General features: G+C 32.1%; 21 protein-coding genes. 2 read left to right on the top strand and 19 right to left on the bottom strand.

The features are described 5' to 3' along the window. Window positions 1–589: 589 nt before the first annotated feature. The 19 genes from J4771_RS00940 to J4771_RS00850 form a co-directional block, all read right to left on the bottom strand. Window positions 590–1300: an Ail/Lom family outer membrane beta-barrel protein gene (locus tag J4771_RS00940; RefSeq protein WP_224135618.1), complete on the bottom strand. Its 711-nt coding sequence runs from the start codon at window positions 1298–1300 to the stop codon at window positions 590–592. A gap of 874 nt (window positions 1301–2174) precedes the next feature. Continuing rightward, the gene (locus tag J4771_RS00935) at window positions 2175–2897 is read right to left on the bottom strand and encodes a hypothetical protein (protein WP_224135617.1); all 723 of its coding nucleotides are present in this window, start codon (window positions 2895–2897) and stop codon (window positions 2175–2177) included. Window positions 2898–3125: 228 nt separating this feature from the next. After that, the gene (locus tag J4771_RS00930) at window positions 3126–3644 is read right to left on the bottom strand and encodes a hypothetical protein (RefSeq protein ID WP_224135616.1); all 519 of its coding nucleotides are present in this window, start codon (window positions 3642–3644) and stop codon (window positions 3126–3128) included. A gap of 72 nt (window positions 3645–3716) precedes the next feature. Continuing rightward, window positions 3717–8270, bottom strand: coding sequence for a beta strand repeat-containing protein (locus J4771_RS00925; RefSeq protein ID WP_224135615.1), 4554 nt, complete (start codon window positions 8268–8270; stop codon window positions 3717–3719). 64 nt (window positions 8271–8334) lie between these two features. Further along, window positions 8335–9069 (bottom strand): hypothetical protein, encoded by a 735-nt coding sequence (locus J4771_RS00920; RefSeq protein ID WP_224135614.1) that lies wholly within the window; start codon window positions 9067–9069, stop codon window positions 8335–8337. Between the two features lie 396 nt (window positions 9070–9465). After that, window positions 9466–11073, bottom strand: coding sequence for a helix-turn-helix domain-containing protein (locus tag J4771_RS00915; protein WP_224135613.1), 1608 nt, complete (start codon window positions 11071–11073; stop codon window positions 9466–9468). Between the two features lie 659 nt (window positions 11074–11732). Then, a complete protein-coding gene (locus tag J4771_RS00910; RefSeq protein ID WP_224135612.1) occupies window positions 11733–11987 on the bottom strand; it encodes a hypothetical protein in 255 nt (84 codons plus the stop codon). Window positions 11988–12007: 20 nt separating this feature from the next. Continuing rightward, a complete protein-coding gene (locus tag J4771_RS00905; RefSeq protein WP_224135611.1) occupies window positions 12008–12445 on the bottom strand; it encodes a contact-dependent growth inhibition system immunity protein in 438 nt (145 codons plus the stop codon). A gap of 246 nt (window positions 12446–12691) precedes the next feature. Next, window positions 12692–14935 carry a DUF262 domain-containing protein gene (locus J4771_RS00900; RefSeq protein ID WP_224135610.1) on the bottom strand — a complete coding sequence of 748 codons (2244 nt, stop codon included), beginning with the start codon at window positions 14933–14935 and terminating at the stop codon, window positions 12692–12694. After that, a complete protein-coding gene (locus J4771_RS00895) occupies window positions 14928–16754 on the bottom strand; it encodes a DUF262 domain-containing protein (RefSeq protein WP_224135609.1) in 1827 nt (608 codons plus the stop codon). The genes J4771_RS00900 and J4771_RS00895 overlap by 8 nt, the downstream gene beginning before the upstream one ends. Window positions 16755–17546: 792 nt before the next feature. Beyond that, complete coding sequence (locus J4771_RS00890; RefSeq protein WP_224135608.1) at window positions 17547–18626, bottom strand: type I restriction endonuclease; 1080 nt, start codon at window positions 18624–18626, stop codon at window positions 17547–17549. A 274-nt stretch (window positions 18627–18900) separates the two neighbouring features. Next, entirely contained in the window at window positions 18901–19806 is a 906-nt protein-coding gene (locus tag J4771_RS00885; protein WP_224135607.1) for a hypothetical protein, read from the bottom strand. A gap of 182 nt (window positions 19807–19988) precedes the next feature. Beyond that, window positions 19989–20189: a hypothetical protein gene (locus J4771_RS00880; RefSeq protein WP_224135606.1), complete on the bottom strand. Its 201-nt coding sequence runs from the start codon at window positions 20187–20189 to the stop codon at window positions 19989–19991. A gap of 6 nt (window positions 20190–20195) precedes the next feature. Then, complete coding sequence (locus tag J4771_RS00875) at window positions 20196–21437, bottom strand: hypothetical protein (RefSeq protein ID WP_224135605.1); 1242 nt, start codon at window positions 21435–21437, stop codon at window positions 20196–20198. 5 nt (window positions 21438–21442) lie between these two features. Next, entirely contained in the window at window positions 21443–21727 is a 285-nt protein-coding gene (locus J4771_RS00870; protein WP_224135604.1) for an SWEET family sugar transporter, read from the bottom strand. 5 nt (window positions 21728–21732) lie between these two features. Next, window positions 21733–22281 (bottom strand): GNAT family N-acetyltransferase, encoded by a 549-nt coding sequence (locus J4771_RS00865; RefSeq protein ID WP_224135603.1) that lies wholly within the window; start codon window positions 22279–22281, stop codon window positions 21733–21735. 94 nt (window positions 22282–22375) lie between these two features. Beyond that, on the bottom strand, window positions 22376–22537 hold the full coding sequence (locus J4771_RS00860) for a hypothetical protein (RefSeq protein ID WP_224135602.1): 162 nt from the start codon (window positions 22535–22537) through the stop codon (window positions 22376–22378). Between the two features lie 956 nt (window positions 22538–23493). Continuing rightward, on the bottom strand, window positions 23494–23859 hold the full coding sequence (locus J4771_RS00855; RefSeq protein ID WP_262900181.1) for a YqiA/YcfP family alpha/beta fold hydrolase: 366 nt from the start codon (window positions 23857–23859) through the stop codon (window positions 23494–23496). A 148-nt stretch (window positions 23860–24007) separates the two neighbouring features. Next, on the bottom strand, window positions 24008–24349 hold the full coding sequence (locus tag J4771_RS00850; RefSeq protein WP_224135600.1) for a cupin domain-containing protein: 342 nt from the start codon (window positions 24347–24349) through the stop codon (window positions 24008–24010). Window positions 24350–24546: 197 nt separating this feature from the next. Here J4771_RS00850 and J4771_RS00845 point away from each other — a divergent pair, with 197 nt between their 5' ends. Further along, window positions 24547–24900 (top strand): hypothetical protein, encoded by a 354-nt coding sequence (locus J4771_RS00845; RefSeq protein ID WP_224135599.1) that lies wholly within the window; start codon window positions 24547–24549, stop codon window positions 24898–24900. Between the two features lie 25 nt (window positions 24901–24925). After that, window positions 24926–25201 carry a hypothetical protein gene (locus tag J4771_RS00840; protein WP_032130542.1) on the top strand — a complete coding sequence of 92 codons (276 nt, stop codon included), beginning with the start codon at window positions 24926–24928 and terminating at the stop codon, window positions 25199–25201. Window positions 25202–25292: the final 91 nt, after the last annotated feature.

Genomic DNA, 25292 nt, shown 5'->3' with positions numbered 1-25292 from the left:
ACCCGCCATTTTGCCAAACTGTTGTTGTGTGCTGCCTGAATTAACCATTCTCTTTTAATTTTAAAATAGGTTTTTATACTATACAATTTTTAAACTAATTTATGGTTTTAAATTAACAATTTCCATTAACATCAAACTTTTTGGTTGTACATAAATAATAATTTGTTTTATATGAATACCAAAAAACACTATTACAAAAACCAGTCCATTTGTATTTAATATTGTTTTCGCATCCAGTATGGTAACAAATAAATAGAATTTTTATATGCCAATACCAATCAAAAGTATAGCAATATTCTATTGAGTTTCTTTGCTTTTTACAAAGGTATGGGATATTAATTCTACCAATTCTTTTATAACAAGTACCCCAGTAATTTTCTAATATAGTTTTTTGTTTTGGCATATTTTATAATTTACATTTTATTAAATTTATAAGTACCATATTCTTAAGTTAAATTAGAATTATGATAATAATGATTATAACAATTATTAGAATTAACCAACATGGTACTCTTCTTCCACCAATTTTACAACCAATTCTTTTTTGTGTGCCACTCATAATTTCTATTTTTAAAGTTTAACTATTTTATTATTTAACATCTTTTTTTGGCATATCACCTACACACCCAGCTCCTTGACATCTATAACAAAGCATACCATGACAATCCTGATCTGCAATATTTATCGCTAAACCAATTGTAGCACCATTACTTCCATATCCACCAATAATACGTAACCATTTACCTGTTTTAGATAGTAATGCTAATTTATAGCTCGCATTCACCTGCCACATTCCCACAACACTTTTATCTTTAGCTTCATATACTGTTTCTATAAATAAATCTTGTTCATAAGCATCTACTCTGATACTATTAGGTGATGGATTAATCCCTATACCTGCCATGGCATTGAATTCAAATTGATGTTTTTTTCCTAATCGTATGCTTGGTCCAGTCATTACTGAAATTTGCGACCAATTGGTTTGGATTGCTTCTGAACGGTATTTTGGTGGTACTGGTCTCCAACGATCAACAACAGCCTGTAATTCTGATTGATCCAGAGAACCAGTTGCAAAACCAAATCTTGTTATAACTCCAAATCGGTCGCCATAACGATGGCTTATACCTAGATTTACTCCATCACCAGCAAATAAAGGTCGACTTGGATTTTGATTTTCTTTTAAAGAAGAAAAGGTGTAACCTGCATCCAAACTAAATTGATGATAGGGTTCCCATTTTTTTTGAGCAAAGCTCATCGTTGTTACAAATAACATTACGATAATTGTGATTTTTGTTTTCATTATAAACAGTTTTAGTTTTCCCTACTCTAAAAGCTTTTCGGGTTCCGCTTTTAATCATATCAATTGTGTCTATATTTTGTTACCCATTGCTTTATTTTTTTTTCAAAAGTATTTCAAATTTGCAAATCAAATTACCGTTAAAAGACCCTTTTTTACCCGTTTTTTAACGGTATTTTTTTATGCGGTATTTTCGGCACAGGTTGCACACAACGGGAAGGGGCTTCGCGAGGTGTGGGCTACTGATAACCGAGATTTCAAAAGAAAAACGACACTGAACAAAAACCTTTTTCCGATGACTAAATTATAAAAAATATGTTAGCGGAAAAGGTTTTTGTGGATATTATTAACTGAATTCTCAAAGTAAGAGTTCAATCCCGCATCTTGCGAAACCCATGTTATATGCTGTGTCTTTTTTGCGGTTAGCTTTCTTTTCATTAAACATTGATGGGATTTAATGTTCTACGGATGACAAAATATTCAGAGGGGGACGGAAAATTTATTCTTTTTTTGCGGTGGGGAAAAGGGGAATGGGAAAAGCTCTTTTGCAAACTGGACTTTGGTGTTGGGTTTAGAGGTTTGCAAATGTGCTTTTCCCATATGTGTTGGACTTCTTACTTGTTTTATGGACAAGAATGGAAGAATATGAAACCACATCGCAATAATTGAACTTTACAACGCAACAATATAAAATTACATTGAAAGAATATTATTCCATAACACAAGAATATAAAATTGCAAAGCAATAATATAACTCCATACTCTGCCAATATAATTCCACGAAGCAAAAAAATAAAGTTACATCGCAAGAATGCAACTTTACATCGTAAGGATATTAAAACTTCTCGGTCTAATATTATTTCATATCGAAAGAATATTATTTTCGGTTGGTAAATTCTATTACCGAAACGTTTGCATATTCTGGTGAGGTTGCTCCATAAAGGCTTTTTACATATTTTTTCACATTTTGGGAGATAGAATATAAACCGGTGCTTTCTGCGTATAAAATCTGGTCTCTTTCAATGAGTTTTACATTCAATTCGGCTTCGGTTTGGTCAACGGCTTGGGTGGAACTCATGAGTGAAGCGTGATAGGTTGTGAGATTGGCTAATTTTAACTCATCTTCGTTAGGATTATAATTTGGAACGGTCGCCAACAATTGCAACAAAATTCCGAAATTATCTGCCATTTGGGTGTAGGATTGTCGGGAAGTCGAGATTGTTGGTATAGGCTGTCCGTTTTCATCGGGTGGAGTGGTGGTTTTCTTTTGACCACCTTGAATAAGACGGTTTAAAGATTTGGCTTGGTCGATCGTGCCTTGTGGAAGTCCCAAAATTTCTAAATGGTTGATGATTTTGGTGGATTTGGATTTGAGGTCTGCAAAAGCATCTTGACGCAAGGAAATAGCGTTTTTGTTGGCGTTGCGTTTTTCTTCAACTTCATTGAGTTTAACAGAAGCTGTGGAATACAATGCGGTAAGATTGGGAACGGATAAACTTTCCACCGGTGGATTGTAAAGCGTGTAAACGGTTACTTGTTCGGTTAGTTTTTGTAGGTTGGCGACGTTGCGGGCGTGCCCTACTTCGGATGTTGATGGCATGATAGGTTGTTTTTTAAAGAATTTTTAAAAAAAATTTAGTAAAATATATTATTTGAAAACACTTTCAAGATTTATAAAAGCTCCGATAAAATAAAATATCGGAGCGAAACACAAATGATGAGAACTTACAGACAACTAATAAAAAGGTACATAAAACTAGTAACCATAAAAGAACGATACTCTGTTGTCAAGTAAATTACCATTTTTTTAAATAAACTATTATAATATTTAAGGTTTCCAAAAAGACCAAACTGTACCGTTGAAAACAGCGAGTTGTCTTTTGGTTGTATCGTAAACCAACATTCCCGGTGAGGGTTTTATAATATTAAGGTGTGGACTGGCAATTTTGGGTAAAATCATTGCTTTGTTGTTATCACTCAATACCAAAATACCGGTAGTAGAATTGGTTGCACCATCTGCACCAATTACCGTTTTGGCATTGGTTTTTTCTGTTTTGGAAGTTTGAATGCTGATATCTGCTGCACCTGTGGTATCAACACTTAAGTCAAACCAGCTTCCAGACTTTAGATATTTTACTTTATGGTCGGAAGTATCATAGATGATGGTTCCGTTTTCGGTAATTCCGGATTTGTCTTCTACATAAGGAAGAATTAATCCCCTGTTTTCAGCATTGTTGAACTCCAAAGAAACGGAGGTATTGGTCACGCTTTGTTTGCCGATGGCAACTTGCGCTTCAATTGATGTTATTGAGAATATACCTAATAAGGTGAAAATTATTTTTTTCATTTTATAAAATTTTGAGTTAAAACCTTGCCAGTGATTTTAAAACACTGACAAGGAATTAAAATTTATAATTATTTAATCAGGACAAGTTTGTGTAGTTATACAAAACCATCCGAAGGTGGTACCGTTATCTGTAGAAGTGTACATCTTCATGCAATTATTGGTGGTATCATACACCAGCATGCCTTCTACAAAATTAGTTGTTGCTATTCCCACAGGATTGGCACCAGAAAATGCAACACGATTGATGACAAATCCTTTGGTTTTGGCTTCCAAAACCATCCAAGCTCCTTTTCTTGCCATTGGCCAATTATCTTGGTCATCTGCACCAGCTCTAGATAAACTGGTAATCCCCATTGGCGAATCTAATACTGTACCTGTAGTAACTGCGGGTTTGTAGCAGAAGGCAACTAATGGACATCCACTTTGGATAGCCGGATTGGTAGAATCTCCTGCACTTTGTCCTGAACCGTTTGTATAATTGTTTGGCGCAGGTGTTAATACTGGAACTCCGTTGGCATCTACACAAGTAGTACCACCACAAAGGTTTTGGTTAGAAGCAGTAGAACCAGGTCCTACGGTAGCCAAACCACCCGCACTTACGATTTGAGATGTGGTAACGTCTGCACCACCTTCTAAGGCATCGATACAACCGTCGTTGTCGGAATCCAAATCATGATAATCAGGAATGCCATCACCGTCTGTATCTGTAGCAGTACAATTCCCTGTTCCATTATTGGTTAAACTTGATAAGTATAAAATTACAGAACCTTGTAAATCACTCCCAACTTCTGTATAACTTATGGAAGTATGCGTTCCGGTATAAACTACTCCTATTATATTTTCAGTAGCAGAATAACCTGTTATTTGATCGCCTATTTGGTAACCATTTATATTTCCTTGTATACCAGCCACACAAACAGTTTGACTAAATTGACAAGCCGAGCCATTGAATGATGAAAAAACGAGTGCAGGGTTGGTCACTGGCTTATCAAAAGTGAGTGTTACTGTATAATCATTAGAAAAATGATTTATAGCAGAGTTATTTACAGTGGTATTATCATTAGGACAACCGGAATAAGTACCAGAGCCAAATTGCCAAGAGCTTGCCAATAATCCGGCAAATGTTTTGGTAGTTGTTGCAGTAACATTATAAGTAATACCATTTATTGTTACCTGACCATTATATTGGTTAGGAGAAGTGGCAGTCCAAATAACTCTATTTGCAACTGGATAAGCTGTAGAGCAACTTGTTTGATTTCCACATACAAAAGGACTACTGTTACAATTCAAACCTTCAATCGTATCCAAAATACCATCATTATCATCATCCAAATCAATATCATCCGGTACGCCATCACCATCCCAGTCATCACAGGAAGTGGCATCTGCTGCATTTTGAGATTGTCCTAAACTTTGTCCGGAACCGTTAGTATATCCGGTTGGTGGTGTAGCATAAGTAGGGACACCATTGGCATCTACACATGTAGAACCTCCACATAAGTTTTGATTGGATGCAGTAGAACCGGTACCAACACTTACGGTACCTCCTGAGTTTACCAATTGAGATAATAAAATATTAGCTCCTCCTTCTATGGCATCTAAACAACCATCATTATCGCTGTCCAAATCCAAATAGTTAGGGATACCATCACCATCTGCATCATCACTACATATCCCTGGTTTTTGGTTAACTGAAGGTACATAACTGCTGCTAAAGCTGGATAATATTGTAGGTGTAATTTCCTGTATCGGGTAACTATCAGAATTGGTTAAAGTAAAAGAATTGCCGTTCCCACCTGAAGCATCACCAATATATCGTATTTGATAATAACGGTATTTATTGGTGGTATCTGTCACGGTAAATGATGGGCTACTGTATAATGCTACACCTGCAGCTGCCGAGATTGGGGTATAAGATACACCATCTGTTGAACCATAGAGTCTTCCTGTAACTGAAAACCAATTGCCGCTTAAACCGGTCATTCCATAAGTACTGGTAACTGCAAGGGTTTGCAATTGGATTGCAGTAGGATATTCTATAGTGAACAATGCATCGCCAGGATTCATGGTTTGGGGATTGTTCCAGTGGTAGATTCCGTCGGTAGTACTTCCATTATGAAGGGAAGGAATATCCGTATTTGCAGCTACTGTACCATTTAATTTTGATTTAATGGTCGAAATAGTCGTAGCTTCTGCCAAGGTATAGAAACAATTAGGAGATTCTACGGCATCCAAGATTCCGTCATTATCATCATCCCAATCAATATCATCAGATAATCCGTCTCCATCACTGTCTATACAAGAAATTGCATTAGCAGCATTTTGTGAATATCCGATACTTTGTCCGGTTCCATTGGTGTAACCCGTTGGTGTAGGTGATAATACCGGAACTCCATTAGCATCAACACAAGTGTTACCTCCACAAAGATTTTGATTGGAAGCGGTAGAACCGGTTCCTACGGTTACGGTACCACCTGAACTTACTAATGATCCTGCACCAATGTTAGCTCCTCCTTCTATAGCATCCAAACAACCATCATTGTCAGAATCCAAATCCAAATTATTCGGAATGGTGTCTCCATCCGTATCCGTAGCAGTACAGCTCGATTTCGGATGACCGGAAGGTTGGTAATTGGTCGTATTCAACGCTCCAGAAACCTCATAGATTAAACCTGCATTGGTATCAGTTGTTAGGTTGGTTGTATCTCCTGCTGCTGCAGTACCAATATATTTAATATAATAGTATTGATAAGAATTGGTAGTATCTGTTACATTAAAAGTTACGGTTGCACCATATAGTGTTGTCACTGAATTGGATATGGCAACAGGTGTACCTCCATTTGATCCATATAATTGCGCATAGGCAAGATTCCAATTCGTTCCAAGTCCTCCGGTTAAACCATAAGAAGCTTGATTAACGGTAACACTTGTTAATTGTACAGCGGTAGGATAGCTTACAGCCAATAAATTAGTACCTGGTGTAATGGTTTGTCCGGAATTGTATTTGTATGTTCCACTTGCTGTGACTCCGTCATGAAGAGATGCAATTTCCGTATTTGCCGCTGTTGTTCCAGATACTTGAGATGTAACGCCGGATATAGTACCTGCTTCCGCAGCGGTATAATAACAGCCTGGAGATTCTATTGCGTCTAAAATTCCGTCGTTGTCATCATCCCAATCATCCATATCTGCAATACCATCGCCGTCGGAATCCAATGCCCAAATTCCAAAATTAATATTATTAACACCAGAAACTACGGCTGTTGAAGTTGCTCCTGTTCCGTTTTGATTTCCTGGTAAAGTGGAGGAACCAACATTGGTAAACATCCATCCTGGTGGCAAAGTAGTTGTTGTGGGTGCAACACTTCCCACGCTTAACTGCGAGTTACTTAACTGCACGTGATAGTCGTATCCTTCCATAGCTTCAGAGAGTACATAGGTACCATCAGTATTTACCGGAACACTTTGCAGTACGTTTCCGCTGGCATCAACCAAATTAGCATATATACCTCCCGGAATTTTGTTTGGTGTTACTGTACCGTCATCGACAGGTCCTTGATTTTCATCATTATATACTGTACCTGTATAGCGATCTGTTTCAAATGATACCCCAATATTATTTACATCTCCCATTATCCATGAAGTAGTACTCCATTTGGATTGATTATCACTCGCAATCATATTAGTATTTGTTGCACCACAACTACCAGTTGTATCATTTCCGGTATAAGATCCGTCACCACCAAGTGCACTATATCTTGTTTCACTCCCTTTAAGAAAAATCCTAAAGGTAAGCGTTGTGATATTATTTCCTGTTACCATTACACTTCCTGCAGCAGCATATCTTGGAATGTATTGTACACAAGTTCCTGCAGCATATGCACCTGGATATTGTGCATTGTTATATGCAATCTTGTTGGTAGTATCTAATGCAAAATAAGGCGATCCTGAAAGCATTGTTACAGGATAGGGACTTAAAAGCTGATATTGCATTGACGGTTGGTGCGAAAAAGCTGGGCTTAATGCACCACTATACCAATAATTCCCAAGTCCGCTGATATGGATTATGGGATTTTTTACGGGTCTATTAAATGTAATGGTAATATCAGCAAATTGTACTTTATCAGTAGGGAGATATCCCGTTTTGTTAGTACCATCGGCATTGAGCAATGCATCAGCGAGTACCGTACTTGTAATACCATAATCTGCTGTAGTCATCCCGGTTTTTGGGGGCGTATTATAAGAAGCCGTAAAATATCCGTTAGCAACAGTACCGGTCACCTTGGTAAATCCATCATTAGAAATATATGCTGCAAGTGCTCCAGGAGTTGTATTGGAAGAAGCAGTAATATTGCCACCAAATCCGTAAGCAGGCAAAGTAGCATTGCCTTCTATACCAGTGAATTGCTCACCAGTAACTGCCATTGTAACACTATAAGGGCTTAGACTGTTGGTAAATGTATTAGTAAATGTTACCGATTGAGCTGCCTGCGTATAGGTGTTTCCCGAAGGTCCACCCGAAGGTCCGAACTTATGAACCACTACCTGCGATTTTGCAAAGTTGATACCTATGCAAAAAATAAAGAATGTCCAAATAGTATTTTTAAGAAAGATGTTTTTTCTCATTAAAATTTCATTTATGTTAATATTAATTTAATGCTGCGAATATCATCTATATTGTAATTGTATATCAAGCAGCGTATTGAAAATCTATATGAAAAAAAGGGGGAGCCCTACCTTTTTTATTTTTTAAAAAAGAGAGCTCCCTGAATAAAAGAATCTCCTGGAAATTGTTTGAATATATATAAGCACTTGCGTTGCTGTAAGAAGATTTATGAATTAGCCCATAATAAGAAATGGAGATTGTATTTACTATAGAATTTTGTTTCTGATTTTCATTATAAAAAACTGACGATTCCGAAGTTTGTTTTTTGAATGTTTTTTGATCCTCAACTATTTTTTTCTTTTGTTTCTCAGCGCCAACTTTCTTGTTTCTTGCATATGTTTTGTTTTCTTCAGATAATGTTGATTTCCTTTTCTCAATACTTTTCTTATCGGTAATTACATATATCTTTTCTAACCCCCTTATTACAATAGAATCGTTAAAAAATATCACTTCATTTGAAATCTGCTTTTGAGGTGTTTTTTCTTTTTTAACAGTTTTGTTGACTTTATCTGAAATAACAATATTTCCCCAACCTGTAATTAAATTGGGATTTTCTATAAAAAGTGTTCCTTTTGAATGAGGCCCTGAATTATTCCATGTCTTATCATGAAATGTAGCATTTTTATTATTGGATAATGACTTATTAGAATTTGCAAAACTGAAACTGCTGATGAATAATAAAAAGAAAATCAACACAAAAGCCATCCAATAATTATTGGATGTGTTGACTTTTACGCTAAATTTTAAATTGTCATTCATTGTGTTCCTAATTCAGAAAAGAAAAGCTCTTGAAGAACTTCCTTTTCCGTAGAACACAAATATAATTGCCTATTATACCAAATGAGTGAATTTGAGGGTTCCGGAGAGTACAAGAATTAATTATAGCTTTAAATATCAATAAATCAATTATTTATATAACTCATATTTCTATTAAAATTCGGTATTTTAGTATAATAAAAACAATTTTTGAGATAATATTGCTAATAATATCTACGTATTTTAAAAAATTCTGTGAAATGTATATAATAATATGTATAAAAAATGTGCAGTATTTATAGATTTTCGGCTTTGAATTTGTTTTTTTATAGTGACTGCAAAAATTGGAAAGCAACAAAAAATATAGAACTTTGTGCAAAAACACTTCTGTATTTCTTATTATTTAATAGATTTAAGTTCTTTTATAAAAATTGAAGGGTGCCTTCCCATTTGTTTTTTAAATTCTGAAGAAAATGCACTGTGAGAAGAAAAGCCAGAAATTTCAGCCAAATGGCTAATCCTATATTTTGAAAATTTTGGTTCGTTCAAAAGTTGATCTACAATGTAATTGATTCTCAATTGAGTAATATAATTATTAAAAGGAATACCTTTATTTTTTCGAATGATAACTGAAAGATACTTTGTATTTACATTGAAGCTGTTAGCCAAGTTGTAGAGCGAAATGCCTTTCTCGTTAAATCCTTTTTTCTGCTCGAACTTTTCTAAAAGTTTCATAATTTTCTCTTCTATTTCAGGTGAAATATTTAGATTTTCATGATAGAATTCATCGTTATTTTCTTCTGGTTTATAACCTCTATTCGGAATCAAAATTGAAGGGGATTTTATTATTTCTCCGGTTTCTTTTGCTTTTGTTAAGTTCTTTTGTCGTTGTTGATTTTCAGCATATATTTGCTGAACAATTTTACGGTATTTTTTTCGCTGACGGAAATGATAAATAATTAAAATTCCTAATAAAATTGATATCACAATCCCGAACCAAAGAACAAAATTGAAATGAGATTTTTGTTTTTCAATTTCGGTATTAAAACTCTTTTCTTTATTTACAAAAATATTATTAATTGCGATTTTTTTTATTGAATCTTTTTCTCTTAAAAGTGAATCTCTTTTTAAATAAACATTACTTATACCAGTTGAATCTTTTAAAGAAGCATATAATTTGGGGAGGTTTTTTATTATTAAAAATTCATGTTCTTTAAATTCATATTTTTTTGCTAAATCCAAAGATATTTTACAATAATAGAGAGCACTGTCTTGTTTATTTAAACCTTCATAATTCGCAGCTGAAATAAAATAGACGTTAATTTGGTTTTCAATATCGTCAATAGGGAGTAAGGAAATAGCTTTTCTAACTATAGTTTGCGAATAACTAAATTTTTGATTGTTAGTATATTTTGTAGCCACACTTAAATAAAAATTTGATAAAAGTGAGTTTCTAACTTTTTTATCTTCTAACTTTTCATAATTTTCAATCGTTTTTTTTATATAATATGACTGTCGTTCATAATCATTTTCATACAACCCCATAAAAGCTGCATAAATATTGCCTCGGACTTTATAGTCTTCCTGTGTTTTATCATCATTTAGTTCATCAATTGCAAGATTGAATTTTTGAAATGCATCATCTTTCATTCCTAATCTTGCAGATTGTAGTGCAAGAGTTCTGAGCGATACCGCCTTTCCAATACTATAATTAATTTTTTCTGATAATTCATAAGACTTATTGGCAAATTCCTGACATTTATGTTCGTCTGACCTTAATTGATATAGATATGCCATCATGTTATTTGCCCTAGCTGCGTATACCAATTCTTTTCCTTCGTTTGCGTTTTGTATAATTAAGTTAAAAACAGTTTCTGCACTGTCTATGTTTTTGCTCGTTAATTGACTAGCCCTTTCGTATTCTTTTTCAAAATCAAATTTATTTTGAGCATACAAAACTGATGCAGTGAATAAAAAAATAAAAATTACAATACCCTTTTTAATCATTTTTTATTTATTTCAAAAAACTGAATTTTACTATAAAAATATTGAATTTTATTAGAAATTTATTTCTATAAAATCGTTTTGTAAAAATATTAATTTATTTTGTCCAAAATACATTTTTACGCAAAAAAGTAGTTAATAATGTATCGCAATTCCGAATTTTGGTAATAGTTTAAATATAAAATTACTTACAATAGATTATCCTATAACATGTTAAAATAAAATTAAGCAAAGTTTTTTTTCTTTACCAAAAAATAAATCGAGAATAATGTCCTAATCAGATAAAACTACAAAAAATGCATTTAAAATTTGAATTACTTGGTGTGGTTATGGAAAAACAGCTCTTTTGCAAAATAAGCGTTTGGTTTAGTTTCGGCTTTTTGCAAATGTGCTGATGAGCGTTGGAAAAAAAGTGCAGTAAAATTTAGCGATAGTTTTGGCGGCATAGCATATAACGAGAAACGGCTTCGCGAAGGCGGGGATAAGAAAGACGAAGCTTTCTATAAACACCAACCTCAGCAAAAACCATTTCGTTTTTTCAAAATTACAAAAAAATAAAAAACGAAATGGTTTTTTGCGACTAAAAAAGCGAAAACCTTCAACGCAAGGGAACTTCAACCCCGCTTTTGCGAAACCGATGTTATGCGACGTTTTTTCTAATGTTATTCACTATCAAACGCAAAATTTGGATTTATTTTGAAAGTATAATCATCTTCATTCATATTAAGAAAACTAATTTTTGATAAATCCTTTAATAAATTTGACAATAGTTCGCTTTTGTCACTATGTGACCAATAAATCGATTTGTATTTTGGAAAATTATCTTCAGGTATCAATTCTAAACATAATGCAATCTCGTGCATTGCAATATCTACATCTGTCCAATCTTTCATTCTTTCAATTAATCTCTGTTTCATATTAATTTCATTTTAAATATTTAGAGTTTTTTAAATCTTTCAATTGATTCAAAAATCTCCATTCTAATTTCTTTTGTAGTTTCAAAACTTTTTAATAGTTCTTCTTTTTTAGTAATTATTTCAATTATTTTATTCCAATTATCTTTATTGTTTTTCCAATAATCAATTTCGCTAGTCAAAACAGATTTTAGTAAATCTCCTTCATAAAAATCTCCTTCGGCTATAATATTTTGATTCAATATTTCTATTGCGCTTGGAATTAGATATTTTAGACCAATATTTTGTCCAATCATAATTCTCAAATCTTCAATAGAAAATTCATTAATTATTTTTTTTCTTAATTTATGGCAAGTTTTCACCAAATAACTTTCATATTTAGGTTCACCCCAAAAATCTTTTTCTAGATTTTCTAGATTTTTATATTTATAGTTTGGTTCAAGTTTAGAATTTTTTTTCATTTTTTGGTAGTTAAAAAAAACTGAAAATCCTCAATTTCTACGAATGTTTGGATAAAATATCGCATAACGTTTTGGGGCTTTGCGTTCGGGCGGGTTTCAGAGCACAAAGTTTCAATTTATTACTAAAGTTCATTAGAAGCACAAAGCTCCAAGCTTGCACGTCACCCCGCCTGACGCAAAACCCGTGTTGGCGGTTCGTTGTTTTTTTCGGTGATATATGTCTCCTCTCACTTTGTCGTTACATTTTTATGGGTTGGAAATTTCGTATAATGCCTTTTTAATTTTTTCAAGTCTATCTTCTGTGTCTAAACCGTCTGTGTTTTGAGCAACTATAAATTTTCCGTCCTTGTCAATTATACCATTGTTCTCCAATTCGTCTAACAAAGTGTTTAGTGTTCGGTCTGACATTCCATTTTCAAATAGGAAGCCGTCTGGAATTGAAGAAATTAAAATCTTCTTTCTATTGTGAGTAAAAATGAGTTTAGAACCGTAATTGCTTTCAAACTCTAACTTATTGTTTGATTTGGAAAGTTCGTATAAAAACGTGTCCCAATGGTAACCATTAAACTGCCTTTCTTTCATTTTCCAAATGCAATAATCGCTATTGCTGTGCCAATGAAAATTACCTTGATTACTGTTTTCTCTGAATGAAGAATACTTTAAAAAATAATACTTCCAATCCTTCGGATTCGTTGTATAAGTTGCAAGTATGTCTTCAATTGGTTTAGAAATTGCAACACTGTTGTTCGTGATAAAGTAATCCAAGCAAGCCCAAATTGTCGGCTGTGTTTTAGTTTTGAATTGAGTTTTATTAAAACCTGGAGTTGTTAGAAAACTTCTTATGTTACGATGTTTTGCTGTCATCAGGTTTGTTAATGAGCCGTCATCTTGAGTATAATCACCAAAACTCAACAATAGATTAATTTTTGCCTGAAAATTTTGAATAAAATCTGTTTCGTCAAAAATCTCCAAAAATTTGTCTGCACGATTTTTTACATTGTTATCTAATGGCAACAATGAAATGCTACCTCTTAGTATGTCACTGTCTTCAAGTTTTTGAAGTGATTCCTTATCGGAAGTTGCTTGATTGATATAAGCCTTTTTAGATTTCTCTTCTTCTATCTGGTCAGTTTTGAAAGTTTTGAGAACTTGTAAGTCGACTTTGGAAATAAAGTCCTCAACTTCTGCAAAGCTGTTTCCTAAAACAGTATCACGTAATTCATTTTCTGAATTCACAACCAAGTTTCTTACTATTCTGATTTGGTCATTAAATGTCTTACTAGGTGTTTTTAAATGAGTCAAACAAGCCAATAACAATATTTGCTCAGGGAATGTAAAACCTCTGAAATCTGCAAAGTTGAATAAGCAACGTTTTAGAAGATTTGTTTCTCTATGAGTGAAAAACAATCTTGTTTTACTTGTTTCAAATTCTTCTTTGTTGTAATAAAACAAGTCGTTCCAAAATACTGGGTTTTCTTCTTCTTGCTTACAAATACCATCTAAAGTGTCAAATAAGAAGTTTTGATTTTCTGTTTCGCTGTATATGACCTTTAATAAATCTGCTGAAACAACTGTGTTTTTATACCGATTTTCATTTTGGCCTTTCAAGTCGTTTTTGAAAGAAATTACTGAAGTGATGAAGTTGAATAAATTGAGAAAAGAATTGTCAACCGTTAAAGCAATATCGTCTTCGTCAGATAAAGAGCCTGAATGAAGAATAATATGCCAAACAGTATCAATCCATTTTCCGTCAATAGATTCCTCAAATCTTTTTCTTTGTTTGCTATCTGTAATTATTTCAGCAAAACCTGCTTTGAAATACTCAAATTCAGTAAGCGGTTTACCTCGTGAATTCATTTTGATATACAAATCGTCTGTTAAACCGACTTTGTCCATATCTAATTTGTAGAAATAAAAAGGACAAGAAGAATTTCCAATAGCACTCCAAATATTATTTGTGTTGAAGTTTTTATATCTCAATTCTATGTCGTCAAGAACGATTAGCATTGCTTGAATGCTTGGGTCGTAGTCCCAAGTTTCAAAATACCAAGACTGGTTTTTAATTTCTTGGCTTATTTTTTCGTGTGAAAATTCAGGGTTGAACTGGATTAAATTTCTGCAAAATTCTGTTGTGCTATGTCGTGTTTCGTATAAAAAATTGGAAAGGAAATGTGTTTCGATGTCTGAAATATTTTCTTTCACAGAAACAAACCAATACAAAAGCCAAAGCGTTGTCAATCTCTGTTGTCCATCAATTGGAACAAACGTAGTTTTGCTATCAGATTCTACTTCGCTAAAACCATATATAAAATCAAGCTCTATTTGTGCGTTCTTATCGGTTAGTTTTTGAGAAATAAAATCAAACAATGCGTCCAAGAAATCTTTACGGATTTTGTTGGTTTTACTGTCTGTTCTTCCTTGAGCGTAATCTCGTTGAATGATTGGAATTTCAACTTTGTTGCTCAAAATTTCAATATAATTACTACGCATTTGTGTCTATGATTAATGGTTTATACAATTCAACACGATTGCGTATTTCTTTCAAATAGGCGTCTCGTTCTTCTTCTGTCCATACAGAATAACGTTGATTATTTTCAGATGAATAATATTTTAAGAAAACTCGTTTTGTTGCTAATGGAATAAATGCTCCTGTTTTATCCATTTCAATTATTTTTCTTCGTTTAACCTCAAATACGGAATTACTTAATGAAATATTTTCTTCAAGTCCTAGTAATGCCATATTCTGAATTTTGTGCAAATACTCGTTTTCGTTTTTGTTGTCGTTAGGAATAAGAGATAATATTTTTTCGCTCAATCTTTTGAAGTCTTCGTATTTGTATGTTTTCTCATCAATAGAATTGACTTCATCAATTAATTTTTGTGCTTTTTCTTTTTCGTCAGACACGTTTAGCAATATGTTTTTATGTGAATGCAACCATTTAAACCATTCATCTCTTCTGTTTTCATTTATTCCTTCTATGTTTTGAGCGTGAATGTGCTCTAAACTCTTTGTAATGCTTTTATACATTTCAAAAGGGAAAAACTCATTGTTATTATTGTTGGTTCTTGTGATTTCTATATTCGTTAATAGTAATACGTTTATAATTTTTCCGTGTTCGTTTGGTTTGTCGTAACTCAATTCTTCCCAATCTTCATCAATAGTATTTGCTATTAACTCGTTAATTTCATTTTCAAAATTTTTCTTTGTATTGTTGTTCTTAATACTTATCAAAGTTCCAATTTGTGTTCCTGTGGCAATAAGAAAACCAATTTTGTGATAAAGATTTTTGTTAGAAAACCAATACGCCAAAGAGCGATATATTTCTTCAACTTTTATCCATTTTTCCCAAAGTGATTTTGCCGTTTCTTTGTCATCAAAGAAATGTATAAAACTAAACAAAGGGTCTTTTTCGTTTGATTTTTTGTTAGCGACAATGTCAAATAAATACTCGATTTTGTTGCTGTATTTGCTTAAACTTTCGTTTGAAATAAAAGCCCAAAATTTAGGGTTGTTAAGTTGGTTTTCTATTTCATCCCAAATCTGAACTAACTGTGTTCTTCTTTTTATTTTATCATCATCTGACATCCCATTGAAACTGTCAGAGTTTACAAATTTTGCTTTTATCAGTTCTGCACTTGTAAGCGGTATTTTTCCTCTGTTTAAGCGTGTAAAAAGTTCTTCGCTTTTCTGTGTTGTATCTTTGATTTCATACCAAATTACCTGAACGCTCCATTCAGGATGTTGCTTTTCTCCTTTGTTGTTTGTAATAATACTTGGCAAAATTATTTTCAACATTTCGTCTTTTACTTGTCTTGGTATTCCTCTTCTTCCGTCTTCAAACCATTCTTTAATTGTTTTGTATGCCTCACTCATATAATGCAAGTCAGGCTTTGTATTATCGGAATTGTTGGTTTCTAAGAAAGTCTTAGATTCTAATCTCGTTTTATAGTAAATGGAATAAAGGTTTTCAGAATAACCTTCGGATTTTAAATTGTTTTGCAGATATTCTAAAGTCAGATAAGTAAGGATGCGATGAAGCGTTGTCAGTCGTTGTTGACCATCAATCAATTCATAACCTTTTATGGTTGTTCCATTAATGTCTTGCCATTCTGCTTGTCTAACTACTACTGGTTGTAAACAGTAAAAAGTATTTCTGTTGTTTGGCTCTTGTCTATATTCCCAAATATCATTGAGTAATTGTAAAACATTTGTTTTTGTCCACCTGTAACCTCGCTGATATTCAGGAATAAAAAAGTTCTTTCCTAATAGTTCAGTTACCGTTAATGTCTTTATTTGGTTTTCTTCCATAATGTCAATTCGTATTTATATCGTGTCGCTTTACAATGACCGCCAACGGGAAAGGGCTTCGCGAGGTGCGGGACAACTAACGATGAACTTCGGGCGTGGAAAAAATCTTCAACCTGCGAAAATCTTCCGGGCGAGGCTTTCAACCCCGCATCTTGCGAAACCCATGTTGTGCGACGTGCTTTCTTTTCCTATAATTTTTCGTTTTTTTTGTTTCGATAAAGTTAATAATTTTTTCCTTTCGCATGGAAAATCTCCGACTAAATCCTAAAAAATTTTCCGAAAATGTTTTGCGCAATTTTTTTGCAAACTTCATGCACACTTTTGAAATATTCACGCACTTTAACGTGATTTTGTCGAGATGTGGATTTTACGGCGTTTTTCCAAAGATGGTTTTTCGGCGCAATTTTTAACGCAACGTTTTTCACGCAGTTTTTCCAAAGTATCTAAAATTTTGCGGCTTGAAATATTCACGCAGTTTTTCCAAAGATTTTCCCCCAATTTTTAGGAACGTTGAAGTTTGGCTTGTTCAAAAATTTCAGATAAATTTTTCGATTTTCAAACACTTTATGCGCAATTTTGGCAGCATGTCGCACAACGGAAAAAGTATTTGCGAAGGGCGGGCTAAATTTAACTGAAAGTTCAATTTCGACCGAACGAAGCAAATTGCTTTTTCAGATTGTTAAATTACAAAAAAATACAATATGAAAAGCAAGTTGCGACTAAATGCATCGGGTTTTTCTATTATATATTCAACCCCGCCTTTTGCAAATACTATGTTATACGCAGCCGTTTTTATTCATAATTTTTCACGGTTGCAAGAAGTTCATTCTTGTACTCATAAATATCTTCTAAAGAATTCAGCAATTTCTTTTCTCCGTTATCTTTTCCCTGATGAAAAACTTCGAGATACTTGTTTGAAGAATTAAAGTGAAGTCTACAAAGCGGTTTTCTGTTATTGTCATCTAACAAAACACCAAAATATGATTGAGTATCACGGAAAGCAATTCTCGAAGCAGGAATTACCTCTCTTAAAATTGCTTTTATGATCTGTGAACCTTCAATTTCTTCTTGTGTGGTTATGAATTTAGGTGCGTCTTTATTTTCCTCTTCATCAACAGAAGTAATATTATCTGATTGTTTTGAAGGAACAGTTTCATTAATATTTAAGGCATTTTTTAGTCTGAAACTAATTGATTCATTTATCGAGTTAGAAAAAGCACGTTTTGTATAATCTTTGAAAGTTGCAAGTCTTGAAGCAATCAAAGGCTTATCAAAAAATCTACTTACCAACATTTTTACCATTTCATCTGAAGGTTCTTGTAATTCTTTCTCAAATTCACTGCGGATTGCTTTGATATATTTTAGCGCTTCCGCAGAATCCAAAATACTTTCTAAATTGTATCCATTTTTGGTGAAATTCGCAAGAATTTTAAGACTTGAATCCTTTAGGTTTGATAAGTCTAAAGTAAAAAATGGCTTTTCATCCATTATATTTGGTTTTTCCAAATCTGCATAAAAATTAAAAATATGGCCATTGGTCAAAACGCCAAATCTGGATTTTGAAACGTGATAATATCTGTGAAGTTGAGAATTATGAGCGTCTGCATTTTCCTTCCAATGTTTACACTCGATAATTAAAATTGGTTCGTTGTCTTTTTTAATTACATAATCTATTTTTTCTCCTTTTTTAGTTCCGATATCACAGATGAATTCTGGAATTACTTCAGTGGGATTAAAAATATCGTAACCAAGAATTTGTATAAAAGGCATCACAAAAGCATTTTTAGTTGCTTCTTCGGTGTTGATTTGATCTTTTAATGCATCAACGCGATTGTGCAATTGTTCCAATTTTAATTTTAAATCTGCTTCCATAAAGTTATTTTGAGTAAATATAGAAATTTTTGTTTGTTCACTGAATTTTGTGCGGGATTTTTGATACGGTTGCGTATAACGGAAAAAGTATTGGCGAAGTGCGGGACTTTTGAAGCCTAAAAGTTCTACAAAAACCGAAAGTAGCAAACACTTTTTTCTTTTACTAAATTACACTTTTTTGTAAAATAAAAAAGTGTTTGCGGATAAAAAAGTAGAGTAGTTCAACTTGTTACTTTCCCCCGCATTTTGCCAATACAATGTTATACGACGTTTTTTAATAATATTCTATTTGTCGAGTTAATATTTCGGTAGGAACTTTATTTCTAAACTTTATTAGTTTTATCCAGTTATTGTTTTTATCGTATTCATATGAATACTCATATTCAAATTCTTTGCTTTGATCAATATATTTATATCCTGTTTCTTTTATTACGTCATTATTTTCATTAAATTCACTTATAAAACCCAAATATAAATTTTCATCATAAAAGTACTTTTTTGAAATTAAATTGTCTTTAATATCATAATAATATTCAATTTTCATACTTGGCCTATCGTCTTTATTGTATGAAATTTCTTCCACTAATTTATTTAAATTATTATAGGAGTACTTTGTTTTAAAAATTGTATTAATGATTGAATTTAGTGATACTAAATTACCATTGTTATCATAGCCGTAGGATATCTGTTCATTTAATTCTTTTGAAGGATATTTAATTCCTTTTTTTTCAATTAGTTTGTTTTGTTTATTAAATCTAAAAATAATCTTATAGTAGATTTTGTCATCCTGAAGAACTATTTCTTCTTTATTTAAATTAATAGAATCGTATTTAAATGTAACTTTTTTTCCTCCTGTTTCATTTTTTTCAATTATTCTATTTTTTAAATCATATTTGTTTTCTAGAATTCCATAGTAAGTGTCATCGAATTTTAATATTCTTTGTTTGATTATTTGACCATTTTCATTAAAAGATACATCATTATTCCCCGAATTAATTTTGTTACCAATTGTTACATTTCCATTTGTGTCAATAATTGGTTGAAATTTATATTCTTTTAAATATTTAACATTTCCCTTTAGTTTCATTATTTCAATATCATTAGTAATTGTGTATTGAGATTTAATTTTTAAAGGAATAAAAAAGAAAAATATAAGTGAAATTAAAATTTTATTCTTCATTTTTTTAATTGTGATTGGCGGCTTTTATAAAATGTCGTATAACGGATTAGGTATTGCCGAAGTGGGGGCAATAGAAATCCGTCAGTACAAATATAGCACAAAGGCTGATAGAAGTACAAATGTTGAATTACTTCCGTCAGCCCCCATTTTGGCAATACCTTGTTGTGCGTAGTTATTCTTTTTCAAGAATAGTTTTCGTCATAACAGTCGTATAACCAACCATCTTCCAAGACAATAGTATTACTTTCTATAATTTTTATCACTTCATCCTTGTCATATTTGCATCCAATGTCAATTAAATGCTTTTTTTTACCGTTTATTTTTACATTATGATGGCATAAACCCATAACATTTCTCTTTAAACAACAATATTCTATTTTCATAACTATTTAATTTATTCTTATGTAATAATATACAGCAATATTTTTGGGCCTTGTTTCTTTATCTCCTTCTGAATTAATTATTTCTCCTGAATTTCCAAAATTTGGGTTTCCATCCCATTGAGTAGAAGATCTATTATCACCTGTGTGTATTGATCCTTTTCCTCCAGCAGAGCCTGTTTCTCCATGTATATTATGTATATGAGCACCACCACCATGATTATGCTTCTTGAAAGCATCCTCTTGAATAACTCCTCTAATTCTATTTTCTGGGTCTTTTTGCGATTGAGAAACTGGAGAAACTCCATTTCTATATTCACGGTCATCGAAAATATTTAGCCCACGTAAAAATACACCTCTTAAGTCAGGCATATTTGTTAAGTTCTCTGTTGCTCTTGCTATACCTGCGTCTGAAGTAATTGCTCTTCCGTCACAAGGAGCCCATTTAGAAAATTTACTATTCCATTTGTCGCCATCGGGGTTGTTTAGATTGTTTTGAGTAACTTTTTGAAATTCATCCCAAGAGAGATATGATGTTATAATAGTCCCTACTGGAAAGTCTTTATTAAAACCAGATGGATTTGCTGGGATTCTATACGGTATCGTTCCTTTGTCAGTGGTCAATAAAAAAATAATATCTTGTCCTTCTTCTCTGTCTACCGAAACAGAATTTTGAAGTTGTAAAAAATCATTTTCGTTAAAACTTGCTTTTATGTTTTTTGCACCTTTTATTATTAGTTTTATGACTTTAGGCATATCATAACTACCTGATAAAGGCTTATAATTTATAAGAAAATAAGCATCTTTTTCTGAAGGATTAACTGTTAAATTAAAGCCATATCCACAGTTTTTTGCAACACAATCGCTGTAAATAGAGGCTAATTCAACATCAGGAATTGAGCTAAAAGAGTTGTTGTAAAAATTTTCTTTAAGTTTAAGTGTAGTACCTGAGCGAATTTTATTTTGAAATTCGTTTACTTGTTCGTTATCTGAATTGCCAGTAAGATTTAAAGGCAAACCATCAATCACAACATCTATACCAAGCTCCCATTTGTTTTTCTCAATATCTTTTTTGAATTGGTCACTTTCTAGATAAGTTTTAAAATCATTTTCAAAATTAGAAGAATTTTCAAAATGGAATGTTTTATATAAACCATTTTGTAACAATTTTTCGCAAGCTGTGCAACTTGTTTGGCTAAACATCGGTATTGTCACAGTACAGAGTAATAGGCATAAAATTAAATTTCTCATAATAGTTAATTTTTATGGTTAGTATTTCGATATTTTAAAATTTGAAAAAGTAATATTCCGCTAGTAACAATTCCTAATGATTGTCCCGCAATAACAACCACATCATTTTTAATAATTCCGTGAATTGTCCAACAGATGTACGTTACAAAACTTATAATTGCTAGAGTTATCGAAAGATTGTCCACATTTTTGTTTTTGTGAATTTTCATAATTTGTGTTGGGTAGCCAATGATTTTCACCGCTAAACTTGTTACAACTGTAAGAATTCCTATGATGTATGCAAAAGTCATCTTCGTTAATTATTTAGGGTTAATAAAAACATTGATTGGATAAGACTTTTGCTTCCTCCCCAATTATAATTGAAATTACCAAGGTTTTTGAAATTGAAATTTTCAAGTGCTTTGTGTCGGTCAGAAGTTGCCCAAGCCAAAGCAAAAGAAAATTCTTTCTGATTTTGTAAAAAATCTACCCTTGCTTTGTCAAGTTGATTAACAAAGCCAAATTTTCTGTATTCGTGATGAACAATTAATCTACTGTAATAGGCGAAAGGTCTAGATTTCGGAATTTTGTAGTTGTCTAATGAATCGGGTACATCAACTTTTAAATCTTCCAAGTCGTTGCAAAAAGCAATTCTTGCAGAAGCAATAATTTTGTTTTTATCTTCAATTATCCAATGCAAGGTTTTGTCTCTCTTATCTAAAAAATCAGAAAGCCCATTTGGAAAAATTTGCCTGTTTACAAACTCGGATTTTGGTGAGTTTTCATAGGCTGAAACTCTTAAATCATAGATTTCTTGAAGCCTAGATTTATCTTTAAGTATGATTGGTTCAAAATTGTCCTCCATTTCCCCTTTGTGTAATTCTTTATAATATATTGATATTGGTTAAATATGAAATAAAATATTAGATATTATCAATCCTGATATTTTATTTTTTTTACTAATAATTTTGACCAACAGTTTGTTCCCATTGATTATTTCGCCAAACCCATTCATAATGTTTTGGATCTCCTTTTTTAGGGATATGATCCATATATTCAGTCGGATATGTGTAATGAGTTCCGTCAGTATAATACAAAACTGCTTCAATATGTCTATCCATAAACCAAGTTTTTGTGAATTGACTGTTAATTTTTTCACCATCTGTAAAGATTTCATTCATTAAGTTAATGCTCATAATTTTATTTTTTCTGTTTTGCTTACTCTAGTCAGTTTTCAGCGTTCCTGTTTTTATATTTCTTCTTTGTTTTAATTAATATGGACCTATTTTGGTACGATGCATTTGGTATAATTACGCACAACGGGAAAGGGCTTGGCGAAGGCGGGGGTAAGAAAGACGGAAATTCCAACTAAACCCGAACCGAGCAAAAACCATTTTCGTTTTTTCAAAATTACAAAAAATAAAAAAACGAAATGGTTTTTTGCGGCTAAAAGTGCTGAAATCTTCTAAATGATAACTCTCAACCCCGCTTTTGCCAAACCCATGTTGTGCGCAGTATTTTTAGTTCGGCGACTTGGATTTAACTCGTTAAATTCAGGTCAGAGAATTAAAAATCAAGCACGACAATTTTTTTCACGCACGAAATCGCAAAGATTTTCAGAATTTTATTCACGAATTTTAGAAAAGTATTCACGCAGACTTTATTCATGCAGTTAAGCGCAAAATTTGTAAAAGTCAAGCACAATTTTTGATACTCAAATCCGTAAGTTTTTCGTAAAGTTTTTTTCTGGATTTCTGAAGATCAGCACAAAGAATTTCAGATTTTAGTCAGTTTTAGAAGTTTAAATTCAAGTCAAAATTTTGATTTTTCAGACCGAAATTTCTTTTTGATACCGCGCTTCTAATATTGCGCACAACGGAAAAGGGCTTTGCGAGGTGCGGGCTACTGCAACCGGAAGTGGAGAGGAGGACGAAACGCTAGCAAAAACTTTTTCCATTTTTTAAAATTACGAAAAAACTAAAAAATGGAAAAGTTTTTTGCGGGTATTTTCTAGAATATTTCTAAGGTTTCCTTCAACCCCGCATCTTGCAAAACCCATGTTAGCCGCAGTGTTTTTTTAGTTCATTATTTTTTTAATTTCTTCAAATATTGGTTCCAAATTTTCTATTTGGTGATTTTCGTCTATATAAATAAATTTAGTTTTTCCGTTATATTTTTCCAATACAGGTTTTTTGTCCACAACTTCATCTCTGCTTGATAAAATTATTGAAAATTTTTCACTTAATGATTTATTTTCCTTGAATTTTAAATAATTCTCTAGATTTTCGGAACTCAAGTCGTATTTTTTTAGCGAAATATTTGGTTCTATACTTGGATTTATTAAAATTGTTTTCACACCGTATTTTATTCCAAAAATTTCCGCCCAAAATCCGCCCAAACTTTGTCCAATAATTAAACTTTGTTCAGAAATAATATTTTTCAATTGTTTTTGGATTTGTTCATACGCAATTTTTGGATTTTCATTGTCATAAACAACAAATTTTGCACTTGGATATTTTTCTGACAAATTTGAGAAAGTAAATGAATTTATTTTTCCTCCAAAACCTGCAAAATATATTATTTTCATTTATCTATAAGTTAATTCTGTCTCCATGAGATTTGGGTTCTGAAATGACTAAAAAATCCAAATCATGCTCAGTTCTGTTCATAATTTTATGCTTTTTCATTTTAGGAATGTGAATTCCATTATTTTCCTCAACTATAAAAATTTCATTTTCAATTTGAAATTCTGCAATTCCGCTCAAAATATAGAAAAATTGTTGACAGTTTTCATGAAAATGTAAATTTTCCTCGGTTTTAGGAGGCATTTTTTCCTGTATTACACTTAAAGAATTGGTATCAACTAACTTCCATCCGTCACAATTTTTGCCCCATTTGTAATTTTCAGAATTTTGAATATTTTTTATTGACATATTTTTATAATCTCTTGATTTTGTGGACGGTTTTTCTAACATTGCGGCTAACGGCAAAGCATCTTGCGAGGCGTGGCTTGACTGCTCGCAAGTTCTACTAAAACAAAAATTGAAAATATAACAAATAGTGCTACTGATAACATTCCACCACGTCTAGCAAATGCAGTGTTATCTGTAGCCGAAAATACTCAAACATTATGATAAATTATTACGTCCAAGAACTTTCAGAACAATTAGGATTAGATTGCTTCTCTTTAGAAATTTTAAAATCATTAAAAAGTATTTTTTTCACTAAACAGCCTATAAACGAAAAAGGTGATGATTTTCTATATCATAAATTACTAAAAAATAATAAGGATTTTAAAACTAAATTTAATTCAAGAGGTAATATGCCAATCCATTTATATTTTAAAGTGAAATCTTTTTATGATGGATATTTGTTTTATGCTGAAAATTATGAATGGGATTTTAACGAAAAAATAAAACCTACCAAAGAAGAAATAGATACTTCTTTTTTAGAAAAATACCTTTTTTGGAATATGAAATTTTAAATATTAAAATAAAATATAATAATAAATGGAAAAGACTAATTCAGACAAAGAATTGTATTATTCTTTTGTAAAAGTTTTAAATAATTATTTATTTAAAAATTATTCAAAAAAATTCATTAATTCTTTAAAAAGATGGAATATAATAAAATCATCAATAAAAGGTAATAAAGCAGTGGCAGAAGTTGTATCAATAACTGGAAATAGTTTTATTTTAAAAATTGATTTATATAATAAAAAAATAAAACATATAGGATGTTATGATATTAATAGAAACGTAAGCATTGATGAAATATTTAATTAAACCGCATATTTGTTTATCGGTTACAGATAACGGAAAAAGTATTGGCGAAGTGCGGGAGAATGAAGAACCTTTGGTTCAAGTTCGACCAAGC

This window comes from Candidatus Kaistella beijingensis, from assembly GCF_020084865.1.
Lineage (GTDB): Bacteria > Bacteroidota > Bacteroidia > Flavobacteriales > Weeksellaceae > Kaistella > Kaistella beijingensis.
This window is presented reverse-complemented; position numbering and strand designations above follow the sequence as displayed.